The sequence below is a fragment of the Cupriavidus sp. H39 genome, from assembly GCF_050271075.1.
Lineage (GTDB): Bacteria > Pseudomonadota > Gammaproteobacteria > Burkholderiales > Burkholderiaceae > Cupriavidus > Cupriavidus necator_B.
In genome coordinates, this window is sequence record NZ_CP189846.1 from 1,356,606 (window position 1) to 1,374,509 (window position 17,904).

Below are 17,904 nucleotides of genomic sequence, written 5' to 3' on the forward strand. Positions count from 1 at the left end.
ACATGACCGCCCCATCCGCCCCCGGCGGCGCGGCTGCCGCGCCCGCGCGCACCGCCGTCAACGTCCGCGAGTTCATCGACGCCGCGCGCCTGTCGCCCTTGCAGTTGCGCATCATGCTGCTGTGCTTCGCGATCGTCGCGCTCGATGGCTTCGATATTGCCATCATCGGCTTCCTCGCCCCCCGTATCCGCAGTGATTGGTCGCTCTCCATGGTGGCATTGGGACCGCTGTTCTCGGCCGGCCTGCTCGGGCTGATGGCCGGCGCCTTTCTCTGTGGCCCGCTGGCGGACCGCATCGGCAGGCGCCGCGTGCTGATCCTGTCGGTGCTGTGGTTCGGCGCCGCGAGCGCGGCTTCGGCCGCGGCGCCTGGTATCGGGTGGCTGATCGTGCTGCGCTTCCTGACCGGGCTGGGCCTTGGCGGTGCCATGCCCAATGCCATCACGCTGACCGCGGAGTTCAGCCCTTCGCGCCGGCGCGGGACCCTGCTGACGGTCATGTTCTGCGGCTTCTCCCTCGGCTCCGCGCTCGGTGGCGTGGTGACGGCGTATCTGATCGAGCATGCCGGCTGGCGCGGTGTGCTGGCACTAGGCGGCGTGCTGCCGCTGGCGCTGGTCCCCGTACTGGCGCTGGCATTGCCCGAATCCGTGCGCTATCTCGCCATGCGTGAAGGCACGCAGGCACGGATCGCCGCCATCCTGGCTCGCATCGACCCGCGCCGCATCACCGTGGCGATGCATTACGTGACCGACGAGCCGGAGGCTCCCGGCTCTCCGGTCAGCCAGCTCTTTGCGCAGCGTTATCGGATGGGTACGTTGTGGCTGTGGCTGGCATTCTTCTGCAGCCTGCTGTTGCTGTACCTGATGATCAACTGGCTGCCGATCCTGGTCCAGCGCAGCGGCCTCTCGCTGAAGGAAGCGTCGATGCTGGCAGGCCTGCTGCAGGGCGGTGGCGTCCTCGGCGCCATCGTGCTGGGCATGCTGCTGGACCGGTTCAATCCGTACACGGTGGTGGCCGGCGCCTACACGCTTGGCGCGATCTCGGTGGCGTGCCTCGCTTCCGTGAGTGCGCCGCAGGCCATGGCCGCGGCGATCTTTGTCACGGGCTTCTGTGTCAGCGGCTCGCAGGTCTGCGCCAATGTGCTCGCGTCGGCGTTCTATCCGACCATGAGCCGTGCCACCGGCGTGGCATGGGCGCTTGGCATCGGGCGCGTCGGTGCCATCGCGGGCTCGCTGGGTGGCGCATTGCTGCTGTCGGCCGGCTGGAGCAACGCGTCGCTTTACTTGCTGCTGGCGGTACCGGCGCTGGTGGCGGCGGTGGGCATCTACCTGAGCGGGCGCGTGCAGGTCGTGTCCAGCGCGCCAGCCCTCGCGTCGACCGAACCTGCTGTGCAACTTCTCGACTAAGGACGCAAAGGAACATGCACCCTGCGTTGCGCAAGCCGCGCTGCGCGAGGCTCAGAAGCTGTGGCGAATCCCGGCCATCACGCCCACGCGGGTCGTACTGCGCAGATCCGTCACCGGCGTCCCACCCCAGTACTCCGTCTCCCGCCCGACCGTGCCGCCGCGCGCGAAGGTGGCGTCGGCCTCGAGGAACAGGCTGGTGCGCTTCGACAGGGCGTAGTCGGCCACGGCCGATACCGCGTCGGCATTGCCGCTGCCGAGCGCGATGGGCGTGGCCTGGAACTGCGTGGTGACGTTGCCGCTCTGGTGGTAGCGGTAGTACGCGCCCGAAAGGTGGAGGGCCGGCGTGGCCTGGTAGCCGATGCCGACGAAGGCGATGCCGAAGCGGGCCTCCGGGTTGCGCTCGCGGCGGCCCATATAGCCGACGTAGGCGGTGGCGTTGCCGAGCACGTACGATGCGCCGACCGAGTAGTTGTGCAGCGTGTTGTCGCCGGTGCCCGGGCGTTGCTGGTCATAGGCCACGCCGATGGCCAGCGGCCCCTGCTGGTACATGACGCCGCCGCCGAACGTTGCCCCGCGCGCTGTGCTGCCGGGGCGCTCGCCGAAGCCATAGTCGAGCTGGACACTGACCGGGCCGATCGTCTTCTTGTAGACCACGCTGTTGTTGACTCGGTAGCCCTGGAAGAAGATATCGCCGCCCGTATAGAGCGGGTCGGACCAGAAGTTGCCCCAACTCTGGTCAAGGGGGTCAAAGGCCCAGGCGATGTTGTTCAGGGCGTTGTACTGGCGGCCGAAGGTCAGGGCGCCCCAGGCGCCGGAGAGGCCGACATAGGCCTGGCGGCCGAACAATGCGTTGTAGGCGGTCTTGCCGTCGTCGGTGCCAAAGCCGTTCTCAAGCAGGAAGACGGCCTTGTTGCCGCCGCCCAGATCCTCGTTGCCTTTCAGGCCCCAGCGGCTGCCGCCGATGCCGCTGGAAACGAGTTCGGCCAGTTCGTGATGGCGGCCGTCGAGGTTTGAGGTGTAGCGCACGGCGGTGCTGACCACGCCATAGAGCGTCACGTTCGACTGCGCATGCGATGCGCAAGGCAAGGTGGCAGGCAGCAGCGCGCCCGCCAGCAGCCAGAGGCTGGCTGGTTTGTTCATGTTGTCTCCTCGGGAGGAAGGGCGGCCGGCGTCCGGTGCGCCGGCCTTTCTTGTGACTTACAGGTCGAGCACGAGCTTGCCGCTCCTGGCCCGCGATACGCAGATCATCATGGTCTTCTGCGCCGCCTTCTCCTTGTCGCTCAGGTACTGGTCGAAGTGGATGGCTTCGCCTTCGAGGATGCGGGTCTCGCAGGTGCCGCACACGCCTTCGCGGCACAGGCACTCGACCGGCACGGTGCTGTCGCGCTCGATGGCCTTCAGGATCGACTCGCCGGCAGCCACTTCCACGGTCTTGCCGGATTTCGCCAGCACCACGGTGAAGGCGTCGCCCGCCTGTTCCGGCGCGGCGAACTGTTCCCAGTGCATGCGCGACGGGTCCAGTCCGACCGCCTGCGCGGCCGTGCGCACGGCGTCGATCAGCGGCGCCGGGCCGCAGACATAGACATGCGCGCCGGCCTGCATGTCGCCCAGCAGGCGGGCCAGGTCAAGCTTCTGGCCCTTGCTGTCGACATAGAAGCTGACCTGGCTCCCGGAAGACGCTTGCGCGAGCGCCGCCAGTTCGTCGCGGAACGCGCCGTGCTCGTCCGCGCGGAAGGCGTAGTGCAGCTCGTGCGAGGCGCCGCGCTTGCGCAGCTCATGCATCTGCGACATGAACGGCGTGATGCCGATGCCGCCCGCGATCAGCACGTGGTGCCGCGCGCCATCGTCCAGCGCGAACAGGTTGTTCGGCGTGGTGATGGTGAGCGCGTCGCCCTCGGCCACCCTGTCGTGCAGGAACGCGGAGCCGCCTTTCGACTTCTCCTCGCGCCGCACGCCGATCTGGTAGCTGCCGAGCGCATCGGGCGAACTCATCAGCGAATAGGCGTTGCTGTACTGGCGCTCGCCGTCGCGCATCTGCACGATGACGTGGCTGCCGCCGGTGAAGGCCGGCAGGTCGCTGCCGTCCATCGCTTCGATGGTGAAGCGCTTGATCAGCGGGGTCACGTGCTCGATGCGCGCGACCCGCACCTGGAGGGTCTGGTAGGTATTGCCCATGCTGCTGTCTTCCGGGTGGCTGCCAGCGCGTTACAGCGCCATGCAGAGGTATTTCATTTCGAGGTAGTCCTCGATGCCGTACTTCGAGCCCTCGCGGCCGAGGCCCGATTGCTTCACGCCGCCGAACGGCGCCACTTCGTTCGAGAACAGGCCCGTGTTGATGCCAACGATGCCGTACTCGAGCTGTTCGGCCACGCGCCAGACGCGGCCGATGTCGCGGCTGAAGAAATAGGCGGCCAGGCCGTAGATGGTGTCGTTGGCCATGCGCACGACGTCGGCTTCGGAGCTGAAGCGGACGATCGGCGAGACCGGGCCGAAGATTTCCTCGTCCAGCACGCGCATGCCGGGGGCGACGTCGGCCAGCACCGTCGGCGCGAAGAACTGCGCGCCGGCCTCATGCACGCCGCCGCCGATGGCGATGCGCGCGCCCTTGCTGACGGCATCCGCGACCAGCTCGCCGACCTTGGCGACGGCCTTCTCGGTGATAAGGGGGCCGATCTCGCTGCCGGCCGTGAAGCCGTTGCCCACGCGCAGTCCGGCCACCTTCTTCACGTAGCGCTCGACAAACTGGTCGTACACGGCGTCGTGGATATAGAGGCGGTTGACGCAGACGCAGGTCTGGCCGGCGTTGCGGTACTTGGCCTGGATCGCGCCCTCGACCGCCGCGTCGATGTCCGCGTCCTCGAACACGATGAACGGCGCATTGCCGCCCAGTTCCAGCGATACCTTCTTGATCGTGCCGGCGCACTGCTGCATCAGCAGGCGCCCGACCGGCGTAGAGCCGGTGAACGACAGCTTGCGCACCAGCGGATGACCGGTGAACTGGCTGCCGATGGCGGCGGCGTCGCCGGTGACGATGTTCAGCACGCCCGCCGGGATGCCGGCGCGCAGCGCCAGTTCGGCCAGCGCCAGCGCGCTGAACGGTGTCTCGTTGGCGGGCTTGACCACCATCGTGCAGCCAGCGGCCAGCGCGGGCGCGGCCTTGCGGGCGATCATCGCCGCCGGGAAGTTCCACGGCGTGATCGCGGCGCAGACGCCGATCGGCTCGCGCACCACCACCAGGCGCTTGTGGGCGGCCGGGGAGGGGATCACGTCGCCGTAGAGGCGCTTGGCTTCCTCGCCGAACCACTCGATGAAAGAGGCCGCGTAGCGGATCTCGCCGCGCGCTTCGGCGAGCGGCTTGCCCTGCTCGCGGGTCATGATGGCGGCGAGGTCGTCCTCGTTCTCGATGATGAGATCGAACCACTTGCGCAGCAGTGTGGCGCGTTCCTTGGCGGTGCGGGCTTTCCAGGCGGGCAGGGCGGCATTGGCGGCCTCGATGGCGGCCACGGCGCCGGCCTCGCGCATCAGCGGCACGGTGCCAACCCGCTCGCCGGTGGCGGGGTCGGACACGGCTACGGTGGCGGCGTCGGGCGCGTCGGTCCACTCGGCGCCGATCAGTGCCTGCTGGCGAAAGAGGGTGTTGTCCTTCAGTTGCATTTGTCTGGTCTCCGTTTCGGTGTTGATTCCCCCTCCCATGCATGGGATAGGGGGAGTAGCGGCGCTCATGCGCCTTCGTATTCCTTCGCCACCTTGCGGTGGAAATGCACGATGCCGTGCTCACTGATGCCGCTGCGCTGGCGGTCGACCATGATTCGGCCCTGGCCGCGATAGCCGCGCGACTTCAGCCCCTTCTGCACGCTTTCCACCAGGCGCAGGTCTTCGGGGCGGAACACGTCGCGATACCACTCGACCAGCTTCTGCTGATCCTCGGTCAGTTCCTTGTTCAGGAAGTAGATGTCGTAGTGCTGGAGGGTGACTTCGGCGCTGGCCGGGAACTCGTAGATCACCGTCATGAAGTTGGCGCCCGGCGGCACGTTGAACATCGTGCAAGGCCAGGCCCAGAAGCCGCTGAAGCTGGGGTCCTTGACCGACTCATCCAGCTTGAAAGACCTCTCCGACGACTTGGCGTGGCCGAACTGCAGCGACCAGTTGTCGTGCAGCGTGTGGGTGTAGCGATCGACCTGCACCGAGTCCGAGAAGCCAGGGTGCGCCGGGCCGCAGTGGTAGCACTCCATGTAGTTGTCGACGATGGACTTCCAGTTGGCCGGCGTCTCGGTGACGAAGCGGGCGCCGAGGTGGAGCTCGTCGATCACCGGGCAGGCGGCGCGCATGCGGGCTTCCAGGCCGGGCAGCTGTTCCTCGACGGTGCCGGCGTCCGGATTCATGTTGATAAAGACGAAGCCGGCGTACTCCTCGACCTTCACCGGCACGAGGCTGGACTTGTCCTTGTCGAAGTTCGGCACGTTGTCGCAGTTGCGGGCCAGCGCCAGTTCGCCGTCGAGCTTGAAGGTCCAGGCGTGGTACGGGCAGGTGATGACATTCTTCGCGCGGCCACTGCCTTGCAGCAGTTGATGGCCACGGTGCGGGCAGACGTTGTAGAAGGCGCGCAGCACGCCTTCCCGGTCACGCAGTACGACGATGCTTTCGCCGATGATCTCGCGGGTCACGTAGTCGTTCGACTCGGCCAGTTCACTGCGGTGGGCCACGCAGATCCAGCTGTTGGCGAAGATCTTTTCCTTCTCGTACTCGAAGACGGCTTCTTTCGTGTAGTACGAGGCGGGCAGGGTCCAGGCGTTTTCGTCGTCGGCGTTGAAGTTGGCTGGCAGCTTGACGGCGGCATTGTCCAAGGTCTTCTCCATGATTCTCTTTCCTTTGGTTAATTTGTAGTTAAGCGTTAAATATTGTTTAACAACAAGACGGAAGAAAAAGCCCGGGGGCGGGCAATGTGTTGGCGAGTGTCGGAAGGGGCGGCGACGGGGCGCCGCCCTGTCCATCAATCCATCAAACGTTGGCGACGGCGGCTTCGCGGTCGGTGGTCACGGCGCGGTGTTCGCCTTCAGGCTGGGCCGCTTCGATCAGGTGTGCCGGCGTGTCGGCGTAGTCCTGCAGCAGCCAGCGGAACAGACCAAACAGCTTGACGCCGAGGATGACCAGGAACGGGATGGCGGTCAGCACGACGGCTGTCTTCATGGTCTCCAGCGACGCCTTGACGAACAGCATCGCCAGCGGCACCAGCGTCAGCATCACGCACCAGAACACGCGGCTGGTCGGCGACGGGTCCTGTCCTTCCTCAAGGTTGCGGGTGGTGGTGGCGGCCACGGCGTAGGCCACGGCGTCGACGTGGGCGGCGAGGAAGACGATCATGATCACCAGGTACACCGCCAGGAACACCTTGCCGGCAGGCAGCGCGCTCAGCAGCATTTCCACTGCCGTCTCGCCGCCGTGCTCCTTCAGGATGCGCGGCACGTCGATGGCGCCTGACATGAACTGGTGCATGCTGTAGCTTTCCAGCGCGCCGAAGAAGAACCAGCATCCGATGCTGCCGCCCAGCAGCAGGGCGTAGATGACTTCCTTGATCTTGCGCCCCTTGGACACGCGCGCCACGAACATCGCCACGCCCGGGGAGTACGACACCCACCACAGCCAGTAGAACACCGTCCAGCCGCGGCTGAAGGCGCCGTCGCCGGTGGGATCGGTGAACAGGCTCATGTGGACGTAGTTCTGCAACATCAGGCCCAGGCCGTTGACGATGTTGTTGCCGGCGAACAGGGTCGGTCCGATGGCGAACACGACCGCGGCCAGCAGCAGCGCGCCCCAGCAGACCATATGGCTCAGGCGCTGCATGCCGCCGTTGATACCAATGTAGGCACTCGCGGAGAACAGCACCGACACGCCGACGATGACGATCAACTGCGTGACGAACGTATCCGGCACGCCGAACAGGCCGGACAGGCCGCGCGTGAAGGTCGACGCGGTCAGCGCGATGGAAACAGTCAGCGCCCCAAACATCGTCAGCAGGAAGATCAGGTCCACCAGCCGGCCCACTGGCCCGGTGGCGCGGAAGCCCGTAATGGCTTCGATGATGGACGCCAGGTTCAGCCCCTTGTTCTTGCGCACGTGGAAGTGGTACGCCATCGCCAGCGAGGGCAGGGCGTACACCGCCCAGGCGCTCAGGCCCCAGTGGAAGAACGAGTAGCTGATGGAGTATTCGAGCGCTTCACGCGTGCCGGTGGGCACGTTCAGGCCGGGCGACTGGTAGTAGTAGACCCACTCCATCACGCCCCAGTACATGGTCGACGACCCCATGCCGGCGCAGATGAACATGAAGACCCACGACAACGTGGAGTACTCGGGCTTGCCTTCGCCGAGGCGCACGTTGCCGTACTTGCTGAAGGCCAGCGCCAGGCACGCGATGACGCAGCCGAAGACGAAGATCTGGACCAGCGACCCGAAGGAGCGCGTGGACCATTCGAAAAGTTGGGTGGCAGTCGCGGCCGCTGCGGCGGGCCAGCGGACCATGGCGATGACGGTGACCAGCACGGCGGTGAGCGTGCAGACGGTCAGGAATCCGTCGCGGTGGGGCGTGGACGTTTTCAAGTGGATCTCCTCCGATGCGTCTTGGCGCATGGTGCTTTGTGATGGAACTTGTCTACCCGGCGCGGTGCGGTCCGCGTTCTTATCTTGCTTTACGTAAACCAATGGTTTACAGTAACTATTGGTTTACGAAACTCTAATGCAAAATTCCGGGGATGCACAAGCTCCGCGCTGAAAAAAACCGTGGGTGTGCCCGATGGGCCTTTTCGCGCCGGAGGCGGAAGGCGTGGCGCGCGAATCCTGCGTCACGTGCTCCCGCGCATCCGGTGTCAGACGGCGTCGGCGATGGCCCGGCCGACGTCGCTGGTGCCGGCCTTGCCGCCGGCATCCGGTGTCAGCGGGCCTTCGCGCAGCACGGTTTCGATGGCGGCGAGGATGGCGTCATGCGCTTGCTTTCCGGCGGAGCCCCCGAGGAAATCGAGCATCATCGCGCCCGACCAGATCATGCCGATGGGATTGGCGATCTGCTTGCCGTAGATGTCCGGCGCCGAGCCGTGCACCGGCTCGAACAGCGACGGGAACTTGCGCTCCGGGTTAAGGTTGGCCGAGCCCGCCAGGCCGATGGTGCCGGTGCAGGCCGGGCCCAGGTCGGAGAGCAGGTCGCCGAACAGGTTGGAAGCGACCACCACGTCAAAGCGCTCCGGCTGCAGCACGAAACGGGCGCAGAGGATGTCGATATGCTGGCTGTCCCATTTGACCTCGGGGTACTGCGCTGCCATGGCGGCGGTGCGCTCGTCCCACCAGGGCATGCTGACGGCGATGCCGTTGGACTTGGTGGCCGAGGTCAGCGTCTTGCGGGGACGCGCTTGCGCCAGTTCGAAGGCGTACTTCAGGATGCGGTCGGTGCCGTGGCGGCTGAAGATCGACTGCTGCATCACGATCTCGCGCGCGGTACCCTCGTACATGCGGCCGCCGACTGGGCTGTACTCGCCCTCGGTGTTCTCGCGGACCACGTAGAAGTCGATGTCGCCGGGCTTCTTGCCGGCCAGCGGGCAAGGCACGCCAGGCAGCAGGCGCACCGGGCGCAGGTTGACGTACTGGTCGAACTCGCGGCGGAACCTGAGCAGCGAGCCCCACAGGGAGATGTGGTCGGGCACCTTGTCGGGCCAGCCCACGGCGCCGAAGTAGATGGCGTCGAAGCCGTCAAGCTGCGCTTTCCAGTCGTCCGGCATCATCTTGCCGTGGTGGAGATAGTAGTCGCAGTTGGCCCATTCGAAGTGGCGCACTTCAATGGGCAGGTTGAACTTGCGCGCGGCGGCTTCGACGACGCGCAGCCCTTCGGGAAGGACCTCGTTGCCGATGCCGTCGCCGGCGATGGCGGCGATGCGAAATGGTTTGGTCATGGCGTGTCTCGCTCGTGTCTGGTGGTCAGGACGCGATCGAGGATGCCGCGAAAACCGGCGCGGATCATCCGCGCAAACGTGGAAACAGGAAACACGAATCGTGAATAATCTGCCGCCACTGGAAGACCTGCGGGTGTTCTGCCTGGTTGCCCAGCGCGCCAGCTTCGTCGCCGCCGCCGAGGAACTGGGCAGCTCGCCGGCCTATGTCAGCAAGCGCGTCAAGGCGCTGGAGCAGGCGATGGGCGCGCAACTGCTGCACCGGAGCACGCGCCAGGTGTCGCTGACGGAAAACGGCGACCGCGTGTGCCGCTGGGCGCGCCACATGCTCGACGAGATCGGCCAGTTGATGGACGACGTCTCGGCTGGCGGCGGCGCGCCGCGCGGGCTGGTGCGGATCGGCAGCAGCGTGGGCTTCGGCAGGCGGCGTGTCGCGCCGCTGGTCTCGGCGCTGTGCGAACAGTACCCCGGCCTGGAAATACGCTTCGACGTGTTCGACAAGCTGGTCGATCTTGCGGCCGAGGGGATCGACCTCGACATCCGCATCGGCAACGACATCGCCCCGCACCTGATCGCCCGCCGGCTGGCACGTAACTGGCGGGTGCTGTGCGCGGCGCCATCGTATCTCGCGGCGCGCGGCATGCCGCAGACGCTGGATGCGCTGGCGGAGCACGACTGCCTCGTGACCAAGGAGCGCGACCATCCCTTCGGCGTGTGGCGCATGACCGGGCCGGAGGGCGACCGCAACGTCAAGGTCGGCGGGCGCCTGTCGTCCAACCACGGCGAGATCGTCACGGGCTGGGCGCTGGCCGGACATGGGGTGATGTTGCGCTCGAGGTGGGATGTCGAGCCTGACCTCAAGGCCGGCCGCCTGGTGCAGGTGTTGCCCGACTACCGCCAGGACGCGGATATCTGGGCGGTGTATCCTTCGCGCCTTTCCGGCTCCGCACGGCTGCGCGCCTGCGTCGAGTTTTTCATGCGGCATCTCGGGGATGCCACCGGGGAATCCAGCACATGACAGAAAACAGCTTCGCGTTCCGCCTCAAGGAACTGCTCGAACACAAGAAACTCACGCTGCAGGCGGTGGCCAACGCGCTCGAGGTGTCGCGCCCGGCCGTCCACAAATGGACCCGGGGCGGCGAGATCGACTACGAGAAGCTGCGCAAGCTGGCGGCGTTCCTCGGCGTCAACTGGATCTGGCTGCGCTATGGCGAGCAGGCGCGGCAGGAGGCGGAAACATCGAGCGCGGTGGAAATCCCCATGACCGACATGCGCCGCCGCTACACCGCCGAGATCATGGAGAGCGAGGCGCGCATGAAGCTGGCGCAGGAAGGCGCGCGCATCGTCACGTGGGAATGGAACCTGATCACGGACGGCGTGACCTACTCGTCCAACGTCGAGGCCGTGTACGGCTGGCGCATCGTCAGCAACGAAAGCTTCTGGAAGCATGTGCATGCCGATGATGTGCCCATGATGAACGCCGCCTACGAGGAATCGCTGCGCACCGGCCATGCGCACGAATTCGACTTCCGCCTGTACCAGCCGGACGGCAGCATCCGCTGGATTTCGTCCCGCGCCACGCCGGTGCGGGAACTGGACGGGCGCATCGTCAAGATCGTCGGCATCAGCATGGACAATACCGCGCGCAAGCTCGCGGAGCAGTCGCTGCGCGACCAGCAGGCGCGGTTCCAGGCGGTGTTCGAACTGACGTCGGAAGGCATGGCCCTGCTGGACGCTTCGTTGCGCTGCGAGTCCGTCAACGCGGCGCTGGCGGCGATGGCCGGCTGCGATGCCGATGCCCTGCTGGGCGACGGCTTGGCCGGACGGCTCGCCGACGCCAGGGCGCGCCTGCGCAAGATGACGCGCGCCCGGCCGAAAGGCGAGTTCCACACCGAGCTGCAACGCGAGGACGGCAGCGGGCTGGCGGTGACGGTGCGCGCCACGCTGAACCGCAGCGAGGACGGCGCCTCGTACTACGCGCTGGCGCTGCGCGCGGCCTGACTGTCCACGTTCCAGGCTGGCGATGGCGATCGTGTTGCCGGTCGCCTCGACTACCACGTGGTCGTCGGGCATTAGCTTGGCGGCAAAGCGCTCCAGTTCGCAGGGCAGCCTTCCAGTCATGAGTCGCGGAGTCAACTCGGCCTCGCGCAGGCAGCGCTTCGGAGCCGGTATTCCCTCGCGAACACTGTGCTCCCTTTCCGCCCCCCGATTTGTACACACCGGCCAGCCCGCCGGAAATCTACTCTGGTGTCACCGCAACGATCCGGCCGTCCTGGCTCCGCAATACAGGACCGGCCGGGCCGCGCCCGTCGTTACAGGACACCACGCCAATGAGCACCCCCAAACCTGAAGCAGGCCATATCGCCCCCTACACCCACCCCGCCGCCGGCTGGGGTGCGCTGAAGTACGTTGCCATCAACCTGATCAAGGAAAAGGTGGCCGGCGGCAAGTACAAGATGCTGTTCAAGCAGAACCAGGCCGATGGCTTTGACTGCCCCGGCTGTGCCTGGCCGGACCGGCAGCATGCCTCCACCTTTGAATTCTGCGAGAACGGCGTCAAGGCCGTGGCAGCCGAGTCCACCAGCCTGCGCGTGACCCCTGAGTTCTTTGCCCAGCACACGGTGACGTCCCTGATGGCGCAGACGGACTATGAACTGGAGCAGCACGGGCGCCTGACGCACCCGATGGTCTACGATGCGCCGACCGACAAGTACCGTGCGATTGCCTGGGACGAGGCCTTCGCGCTGATCGCGCGCCACCTGCGCGCGCTGCCGGACCCGAACCAGGCCGCGTTCTATACCTCGGGCCGCGCCAGCAACGAGGCCGCGTTCCTCTACCAGCTGTTCGTGCGCGCCTACGGCACCAACAACTTCCCTGACTGCTCCAACATGTGCCACGAGGCTACCAGCCGGGGCCTGCCGCAGACCATCGGCGTGGGCAAGGCGACCGTGGTGCTGGATGACTTCGAGCATGCCGACACCATCCTGCTGTTCGGCCACAACGCGGCCACCAACCATCCGCGCATGCTGGGCGAGCTGCGCGAGTGCGCGCGGCGCGGCGCCACCATTGTGTCGATCAATCCGCTGCGCGAACGGGGGGTGGAGCGCTTCACCAGCCCGCAGCACCCGGTGGAGATGCTGACCGGCGCCAGCACCAAAATCGCGTCGATGTTCGTGCAGCCGCGGCTGGGCGGCGACTTTGCGCTGATCAAGGGCATCGCCAAGCGCCTGGTCGAACTGGACGAGGAGGCTATCCGTCATGGCCGCGAGCGGCTGATCGACGTGGATTTCGTGCGCGAGCACACCATCGGCTTCAGCGACTTTGTGGATGACCTGCGCACCGAAAGCTGGGCCGACATCATTGCCGAGTCGGGCGTGTCGCAAGGGGACATCGACGCGCTGACGCAGGTCTACGCGCGCGGCAAGCGCGTGATCGCCTGCTGGGGCATGGGGCTGACGCAGCACAAGCATTCCGTGCCGACGGTGCAGATCCTGTCCAACCTGATGATGATGCGCGGCAATATCGGCCGCCCGGGTGCCGGGCTGCTGCCGGTGCGCGGCCATTCCAACGTCCAGGGCGACCGCACGGTAGGCATCGAAGAGCAGCCCGAGCCGGAGTTCCTCGACCGGCTGCAGGCCGCCTTCGGCTTCGAGCCGCCGCGCCAGCATGGCTATGACGTGGTGCACACCATCTCGGCGATGCTCGCGGGCAAGGTCAAGGTCTTTGTCGGGCTGGGCGGCAACTTCTCCACCGCCACCCCGGATACGCCCCGCACCTTCGAGGCGCTGCGCCAGTGCGACCTGACCGTGAATATTGCCACCAAGCTCAACCGCAGCCACCTGGTGCACGGCAAGGCATCGCTGATCCTGCCGACGCTGGGCCGCACCGAGATCGACCAGCAGGACGGCGTGGCGCAGGGCGTGACGGTCGAGGACTCGGTCTGCATGGTCCATATCTCGTTTGGCATGAACGCCCCGGCATCGCCGCACCTGTTGTCGGAGATTGCCATCGTCGCACGCATGGCGGCCGCCACGCTCGGCTCGCAGAAGATCGACTGGCTCTGGTACGCGCAGGACTATGCCCGCATCCGCGATGCCATCGAACAGGTCATCGACGGCTTCGATAGCTACAACGAGCGCGTGGCGGTGCCGGGCGGCTTCCACCTGACGCCGCCGGCATGCAACCGGGTCTGGCACACGCCGTCGGGCAAGGCGCAGTTCCTCGTCAACCGCATCGACAAGGACACCCCCATCAACCGGGCGCGCCAGCAGTATGGCGACAAGCTGATGGTGATGATGACCACGCGCTCGCATGACCAGTACAACACCACGATCTATGGCCTGGACGACCGCTACCGCGGCGTGTTCGGCCTGCGCCGGGTGGTCTTTATCAACGCCGCGGACCTGGCGCGCCTTGGCCTGAAGGCGGGGCAGCACGTGGACATCACCAGCGTCTGGGACGACGGCGTGCAGCGCCGGGTCGAGGACTTCGTGCTGGTCGAATACGACATCCCGCCTGGCTGCCTCGGTGCGTACTACCCCGAGACCAACCCGCTGGTGCCGCTGGAGAGCACGGGCGATGGCTGCGGCACGCCCACGTCGAAGTCGGTGCCGGTGTTGCTGACGCCTTCCGTGCGGCAGCCGGCAGCGGCGCCACGCTGATCCGGCCACTGCTGAAGGGGCCGCTCTCCCGCCAGCGGTAAAGGGCGCCCCCCCGACTTTGCGCGAGTCCGCGCTGAATTCATCTTCTACGAGAGACCCCCATGGCATGCACCGAACTGGTTGAACACACAGGCTTTGAAGCGCGCGGCATCGTGCGGCACAAGCGCTGCGTGGCGCAGCCGGCCACGGACAACGTGGCCGAAGAGCTGCCGGTGGCGCTGGTGTACAACGGTATCTCGCACGCCGTGATGATGGCCACGCCGCTGGACCTGGAGGCCTTTGCGGTCGGCTTCTCGCTGACCGAGGGCATCGTCGGCCACAACGCGGAAATCCACGATCTCGAGGTGCGCGTGCATGCGCATGCCGCCGAGGTGCAGATGGAGATCAGCGAGCACGCCTTCGCCACCATGCGCACCCGCCGGCGCGCGCTGGCCGGGCGCACCGGCTGCGGCGTCTGTGGCATCGAAAGCATCGCGCTGCTGGACCTGGAGCCCGCGCGCATGCCGGAACCGGCCACCCCGCTGGTGCCGTCGCGCGGCATGATCGAGCGCGCGGTCGCGGCGCTGCCGTCGCGCCAGCGGCTGATGCAGGCCACCGGCGGGGTCCATGCCGCGGCCTGGTGCAATGCGGATGGCGAGATCCTCCATGTCTTCGAGGACGTGGGCCGCCACAATGGCCTGGACAAGCTGATCGGCCACCTGGCGATGCAGCGCGTCGACATGCAGGACGGCTTCGTGCTGCTGTCCAGCCGCGCCAGCTATGAACTGGTGCGCAAGGTGGCGCGCATGAACATCCAGATGCTGGCGACGATCTCGGCGCCGACCGCGCTCGCCATCCGCATCGCCGAGCAGGCCGGTCTGCGCCTGCTCAGCTTCTGCCGGCAGGACGGCTATGTCGACTACACCGGTGCGGCCCTGGAAGGCGCGGCATGCTGAACTTCGACGAAGCCCAGGCGGTCTTCGCCATGTGCGCGCAGCCGGTGCGCGAGACCGAGACCGTGTGGCTGGGTCTGCTGACCGGCCGCGTGCTGGCCCGCGATGTGGCCGCGGTGATCGATACACCGGCGGCGGACCGCAGCGCCATGGATGGCTACGCGGTGCGCTGCGTGGACTGCCGCGCGGGCGCCTGCCTGCCGCTGCAGCAGGTGGTCTATGCCGGCACCCGGCCGCAGCCGCTGCTGCCCGGCCATGCCATCCGCATCTACACCGGCGGCGTGATTCCGCCCGGCGCCGATGCCGTGGTTGCGCTGGAGGATGCCGAGGAGAGCTACCAGGGTGTGGTGTGCGCGCGGGCGCCGCTGGCGGGCCAGCACATCCGCCGCCAGGGCGAGGACGCCCGCCGCGGCGACCTGCTGCTGTCGGCCGGGACCCTGCTGCATGCCGGCCATATTGCCGCGCTGGCATCGCAGGGCGTGGCGGAGGCCGAGGTCTGCCGCCTGGTGGAGGTGGCCATCCTGACTTCCGGCGACGAGGTCGCCGCGCACGACGAGCCGCGCGACGTGTACCAGGTGCATGACGTCAATGGCCCCATGCTGGAGTCGCTGGTGCAGGCGATGGGCGCGGTGGTCAGCTGCCACCGCCATGTGCGCGATGACGAGCGCGCGCTGCACGACATGCTGCGCGAACTGGCGTGCGACGCCGACCTGGTGCTGGTCACGGGCGGGGCCTCGGTCGGCCAGCGCGACCTGGTGGCGGCGGCGCTGGCTTCCGCCGGTGGCGAGCTGCTTTGCCGCGGCGTCAACATGAAGCCCGGCAAGCCGGTCACGGTGGGACGCCTGCGCGGCAAGCCCGTGGTGTGCCTGCCGGGCAATCCCGCCGCCGCCTATGCCACCTTTGCGTTGCTGGTGACGCCATTGCTGCGCCGCCTGCAGGGGCGCTCAGCGCTGTTTCCGCCAATCGGACGGGTCAGGGCGGCACTGGCCGGCACGCGCCCCCACCGGGGCGACGCGTTCTGGCGCGTGGGCGAGATCGGTAACCTCGGTGGCCGCGACAGCTTCGTGCAGGTCAATGCACAGCAGGGCGCGGCGTCCGTGTCCGCGCTTGGCCAGACCTGCGGCTTTGTGCGAGTGGAACCGCAATGCGCGGGATCCCTGCAAAACGTGCCCTTGCCGTACTATGATCTCCAGCGTTGGCTCAGCTGATGGCGCCGGCCGGACCCGGCAAGCAAGGGGAGCGCAGCGTGAAACTCTATGAAAAGCTGGCTGCGGAGATCGAGGCCCTGGTGCAGCAGGGCGTGCTGCTGCCCGGCGAGCGGATTCCCTCGGTGCGGCAGACCAGCCAGCACCACCGCATGAGCATCACCACGGTGATCCGCGCCTACGTCCTGCTGGAGAGCCGCGGCATCATCGAAAGCCGGCCCCAGTCCGGCTACTTTGTGCGCGCGCGGGCCGGCGAGCCGGCGGCCGCGCTGCGCCCGTCCAGGCCCAGCGCCAAGCCCTCGGCAGTGGATGTCAGCGCGCTGGTGCTGTCGACGCTGCGCTCGATCCGTTCGGACGAGGCCGTGCCGCTGGGTTCCCCGTATCCGGATCCGGCGCTGTTCCCGTGGCAGCGCATCAACCAGTACGCCAACAATATTGCGCGCCGCTATGCCAAGTGGACCATGCTGGACGACCTGCCGCCCGGCAGCCCCGAGCTGATCCGGCAGATCTCGCGCCGCTACCTCGAGAATGGCTACGCCATCGACCCGAACGAGGTCATCGTCACCATCGGCGCGACCGAGGCCATCAACCTGTGCCTGCAGGCCGTGGCCAAGCCGGGCGACACCATCGCGGTGGAGTCGCCAACCTACTACGCCATGCTCCATGCCATCGAACGCCTGGGCATGCGCGCCATCGAGGTGGCGACCGACCCCGCCGAGGGCATCGACATCGAGGCGCTGGCGCGGCTGATCGATGAAAAGGACGTGGCCGCCTGCATGGTGATGCCCAACTTCCAGAATCCGCTCGGCTTCCAGATGCCCGACGAGAAGAAGCGCGCGCTGGTGGCGATGCTGACCGCGAAGGACATCCCGGTTATCGAGAACGATGTCTATGGCGAACTCTATTACGGCGAGGCCCATCCCAGTTCCTTGAAGGCTTATGACCGGGCCGGCATCGTGCTGCATTGCGCCTCGTTCTCCAAGACCCTGACCAATGCCTACCGCATCGGCTGGGCGCTGCCGGGGCGCTACCGCGAGGCGGTGGAGCGGCTCAAGTTCCTCAATACGCTGACCACGCCGGCGATTCCGCAACTGGCGATCGCCGAGTTCCTGAAGAACGACGGCTACGACTTCCACCTGCGGCGCGTGCGCAAGGCCTATGCGCAGCAGGCCAGCATCATGGCGGCGACGGTGCGCAGGTGCTTCCCGGACGGCACCACCACCTCGCGCCCGGCGGGCGGCTATGTACTGTGGGTGCAACTGCCGGTGGGCATCGACGCGATGGAGATGTACCACGCCGCGCTGGAGCATCGCATCACCGTGGCGCCGGGGCATATGTTTGCGCCGGGCGCAACCTATCGCCACTGCATCCGGCTCAATTACAGCGCGGAGTGGTCGCCCGGCATCGAGTCCGCCGTGCAGACCCTGGGCAAGATCGCGCAGCACCTGCTGGCGCGCAGCCGGGAGGCAGACGACGAAGCGGGCGAGGAAGAGCACTAGCATGCAAGACGCCGACATCGATCCCGCCATCGTCGCCGTGCTCCAGGTCCTGTGCCAGGCGGGCCGCGAAGCTGGCGGCGGTCCCTGGTCGCTTGCCAGGATCGCCAAGCGCTCGCGACTGCCAATGAGCGCGCTGCGGCGCGTGCTGACGCAGTTGCAGTCGGCCGGACTGGCCGACATGTCGGTCGATGAGGCAGGCCGCGGGCACGCGAGCTTGACGCCAGCCGGCGCGGAACTCGCCGCGCAGGTCTTTCCCGAACCATGATGGCGTCG

The 17,904-nt window shown here is 67.1% G+C and carries 14 protein-coding genes; 8 read left to right on the forward strand and 6 right to left on the reverse strand.

The features are described from left to right. The first annotated feature begins 2 nt into the window (after positions 1–2). A complete protein-coding gene (locus ACOCMH_RS06580) occupies positions 3–1,403 on the forward strand; it encodes an MFS transporter (RefSeq protein WP_427306093.1) in 1,401 nt (466 codons plus the stop codon). Positions 1,404–1,454: 51 nt separating this feature from the next. Here ACOCMH_RS06580 and ACOCMH_RS06585 read toward each other — a convergent pair whose 3' ends face one another. The 6 genes from ACOCMH_RS06585 to ACOCMH_RS06610 form a co-directional block, all read right to left on the reverse strand. Next, positions 1,455–2,543, reverse strand: coding sequence for a porin (locus ACOCMH_RS06585; RefSeq protein ID WP_427306094.1), 1,089 nt, complete (start codon positions 2,541–2,543; stop codon positions 1,455–1,457). Between the two features lie 57 nt (positions 2,544–2,600). After that, complete coding sequence (locus ACOCMH_RS06590; protein ID WP_427306095.1) at positions 2,601–3,578, reverse strand: PDR/VanB family oxidoreductase; 978 nt, start codon at positions 3,576–3,578, stop codon at positions 2,601–2,603. 30 nt (positions 3,579–3,608) lie between these two features. Next, entirely contained in the window at positions 3,609–5,057 is a 1,449-nt protein-coding gene (locus ACOCMH_RS06595; protein ID WP_427306096.1) for an NAD-dependent succinate-semialdehyde dehydrogenase, read from the reverse strand. 65 nt (positions 5,058–5,122) lie between these two features. Continuing rightward, positions 5,123–6,259: an aromatic ring-hydroxylating oxygenase subunit alpha gene (locus ACOCMH_RS06600; protein ID WP_427306097.1), complete on the reverse strand. Its 1,137-nt coding sequence runs from the start codon at positions 6,257–6,259 to the stop codon at positions 5,123–5,125. A gap of 142 nt (positions 6,260–6,401) precedes the next feature. Beyond that, positions 6,402–7,997 (reverse strand): BCCT family transporter, encoded by a 1,596-nt coding sequence (locus ACOCMH_RS06605; RefSeq protein ID WP_427306098.1) that lies wholly within the window; start codon positions 7,995–7,997, stop codon positions 6,402–6,404. Between the two features lie 266 nt (positions 7,998–8,263). Continuing rightward, positions 8,264–9,337, reverse strand: coding sequence for a tartrate dehydrogenase (locus ACOCMH_RS06610; protein WP_427306099.1), 1,074 nt, complete (start codon positions 9,335–9,337; stop codon positions 8,264–8,266). A gap of 100 nt (positions 9,338–9,437) precedes the next feature. On the opposite strand from ACOCMH_RS06610, the gene ACOCMH_RS06615 reads away from it, so the two are divergent. From ACOCMH_RS06615 to ACOCMH_RS06645, 7 genes are all read left to right on the forward strand, one after another. After that, positions 9,438–10,352: a LysR substrate-binding domain-containing protein gene (locus ACOCMH_RS06615; RefSeq protein ID WP_427306100.1), complete on the forward strand. Its 915-nt coding sequence runs from the start codon at positions 9,438–9,440 to the stop codon at positions 10,350–10,352. Further along, positions 10,349–11,335 (forward strand): PAS domain-containing protein, encoded by a 987-nt coding sequence (locus tag ACOCMH_RS06620; RefSeq protein ID WP_427306101.1) that lies wholly within the window; start codon positions 10,349–10,351, stop codon positions 11,333–11,335. The genes ACOCMH_RS06615 and ACOCMH_RS06620 overlap by 4 nt, the downstream gene beginning before the upstream one ends. A gap of 329 nt (positions 11,336–11,664) precedes the next feature. Further along, the gene (locus ACOCMH_RS06625; protein ID WP_427306103.1) at positions 11,665–13,995 is read left to right on the forward strand and encodes an FdhF/YdeP family oxidoreductase; all 2,331 of its coding nucleotides are present in this window, start codon (positions 11,665–11,667) and stop codon (positions 13,993–13,995) included. Between the two features lie 101 nt (positions 13,996–14,096). Next, positions 14,097–14,930 carry a formate dehydrogenase accessory sulfurtransferase FdhD gene (fdhD, locus tag ACOCMH_RS06630; RefSeq protein ID WP_427306104.1) on the forward strand — a complete coding sequence of 278 codons (834 nt, stop codon included), beginning with the start codon at positions 14,097–14,099 and terminating at the stop codon, positions 14,928–14,930. Continuing rightward, the gene (locus ACOCMH_RS06635; RefSeq protein ID WP_427306106.1) at positions 14,924–16,135 is read left to right on the forward strand and encodes a molybdopterin molybdotransferase MoeA; all 1,212 of its coding nucleotides are present in this window, start codon (positions 14,924–14,926) and stop codon (positions 16,133–16,135) included. Before fdhD ends, ACOCMH_RS06635 begins: the two co-directional genes overlap by 7 nt. A gap of 38 nt (positions 16,136–16,173) precedes the next feature. Then, a complete protein-coding gene (locus ACOCMH_RS06640; RefSeq protein WP_427306107.1) occupies positions 16,174–17,631 on the forward strand; it encodes a PLP-dependent aminotransferase family protein in 1,458 nt (485 codons plus the stop codon). A gap of 1 nt (position 17,632) precedes the next feature. Beyond that, positions 17,633–17,896 carry a transcriptional regulator gene (locus tag ACOCMH_RS06645; protein WP_427306108.1) on the forward strand — a complete coding sequence of 88 codons (264 nt, stop codon included), beginning with the start codon at positions 17,633–17,635 and terminating at the stop codon, positions 17,894–17,896. Positions 17,897–17,904: the final 8 nt, after the last annotated feature.

Excerpts from the sequence above, each read along its gene's own strand:
- ACOCMH_RS06590 (WP_427306095.1), bottom strand. The coding sequence starts at position 3,578 with ATGGGCAATACCTACCAGACCCTCCAGGTGCGGGTCGCGCGCATCGAG.
- ACOCMH_RS06645 (WP_427306108.1), top strand. The coding sequence starts at position 17,633 with ATGCAAGACGCCGACATCGATCCCGCCATCGTCGCCGTGCTCCAGGTC.
- ACOCMH_RS06580 (WP_427306093.1), top strand. The coding sequence starts at position 3 with ATGACCGCCCCATCCGCCCCCGGCGGCGCGGCTGCCGCGCCCGCGCGC.
- ACOCMH_RS06620 (WP_427306101.1), top strand. The coding sequence starts at position 10,349 with ATGACAGAAAACAGCTTCGCGTTCCGCCTCAAGGAACTGCTCGAACAC.
- ACOCMH_RS06625 (WP_427306103.1), top strand. The coding sequence starts at position 11,665 with ATGAGCACCCCCAAACCTGAAGCAGGCCATATCGCCCCCTACACCCAC.
- ACOCMH_RS06595 (WP_427306096.1), bottom strand. The coding sequence starts at position 5,057 with ATGCAACTGAAGGACAACACCCTCTTTCGCCAGCAGGCACTGATCGGC.
- fdhD (WP_427306104.1), top strand. The coding sequence starts at position 14,097 with ATGGCATGCACCGAACTGGTTGAACACACAGGCTTTGAAGCGCGCGGC.
- ACOCMH_RS06635 (WP_427306106.1), top strand. The coding sequence starts at position 14,924 with ATGCTGAACTTCGACGAAGCCCAGGCGGTCTTCGCCATGTGCGCGCAG.
- ACOCMH_RS06585 (WP_427306094.1), bottom strand. The coding sequence starts at position 2,543 with ATGAACAAACCAGCCAGCCTCTGGCTGCTGGCGGGCGCGCTGCTGCCT.
- ACOCMH_RS06600 (WP_427306097.1), bottom strand. The coding sequence starts at position 6,259 with ATGGAGAAGACCTTGGACAATGCCGCCGTCAAGCTGCCAGCCAACTTC.
- ACOCMH_RS06610 (WP_427306099.1), bottom strand. The coding sequence starts at position 9,337 with ATGACCAAACCATTTCGCATCGCCGCCATCGCCGGCGACGGCATCGGC.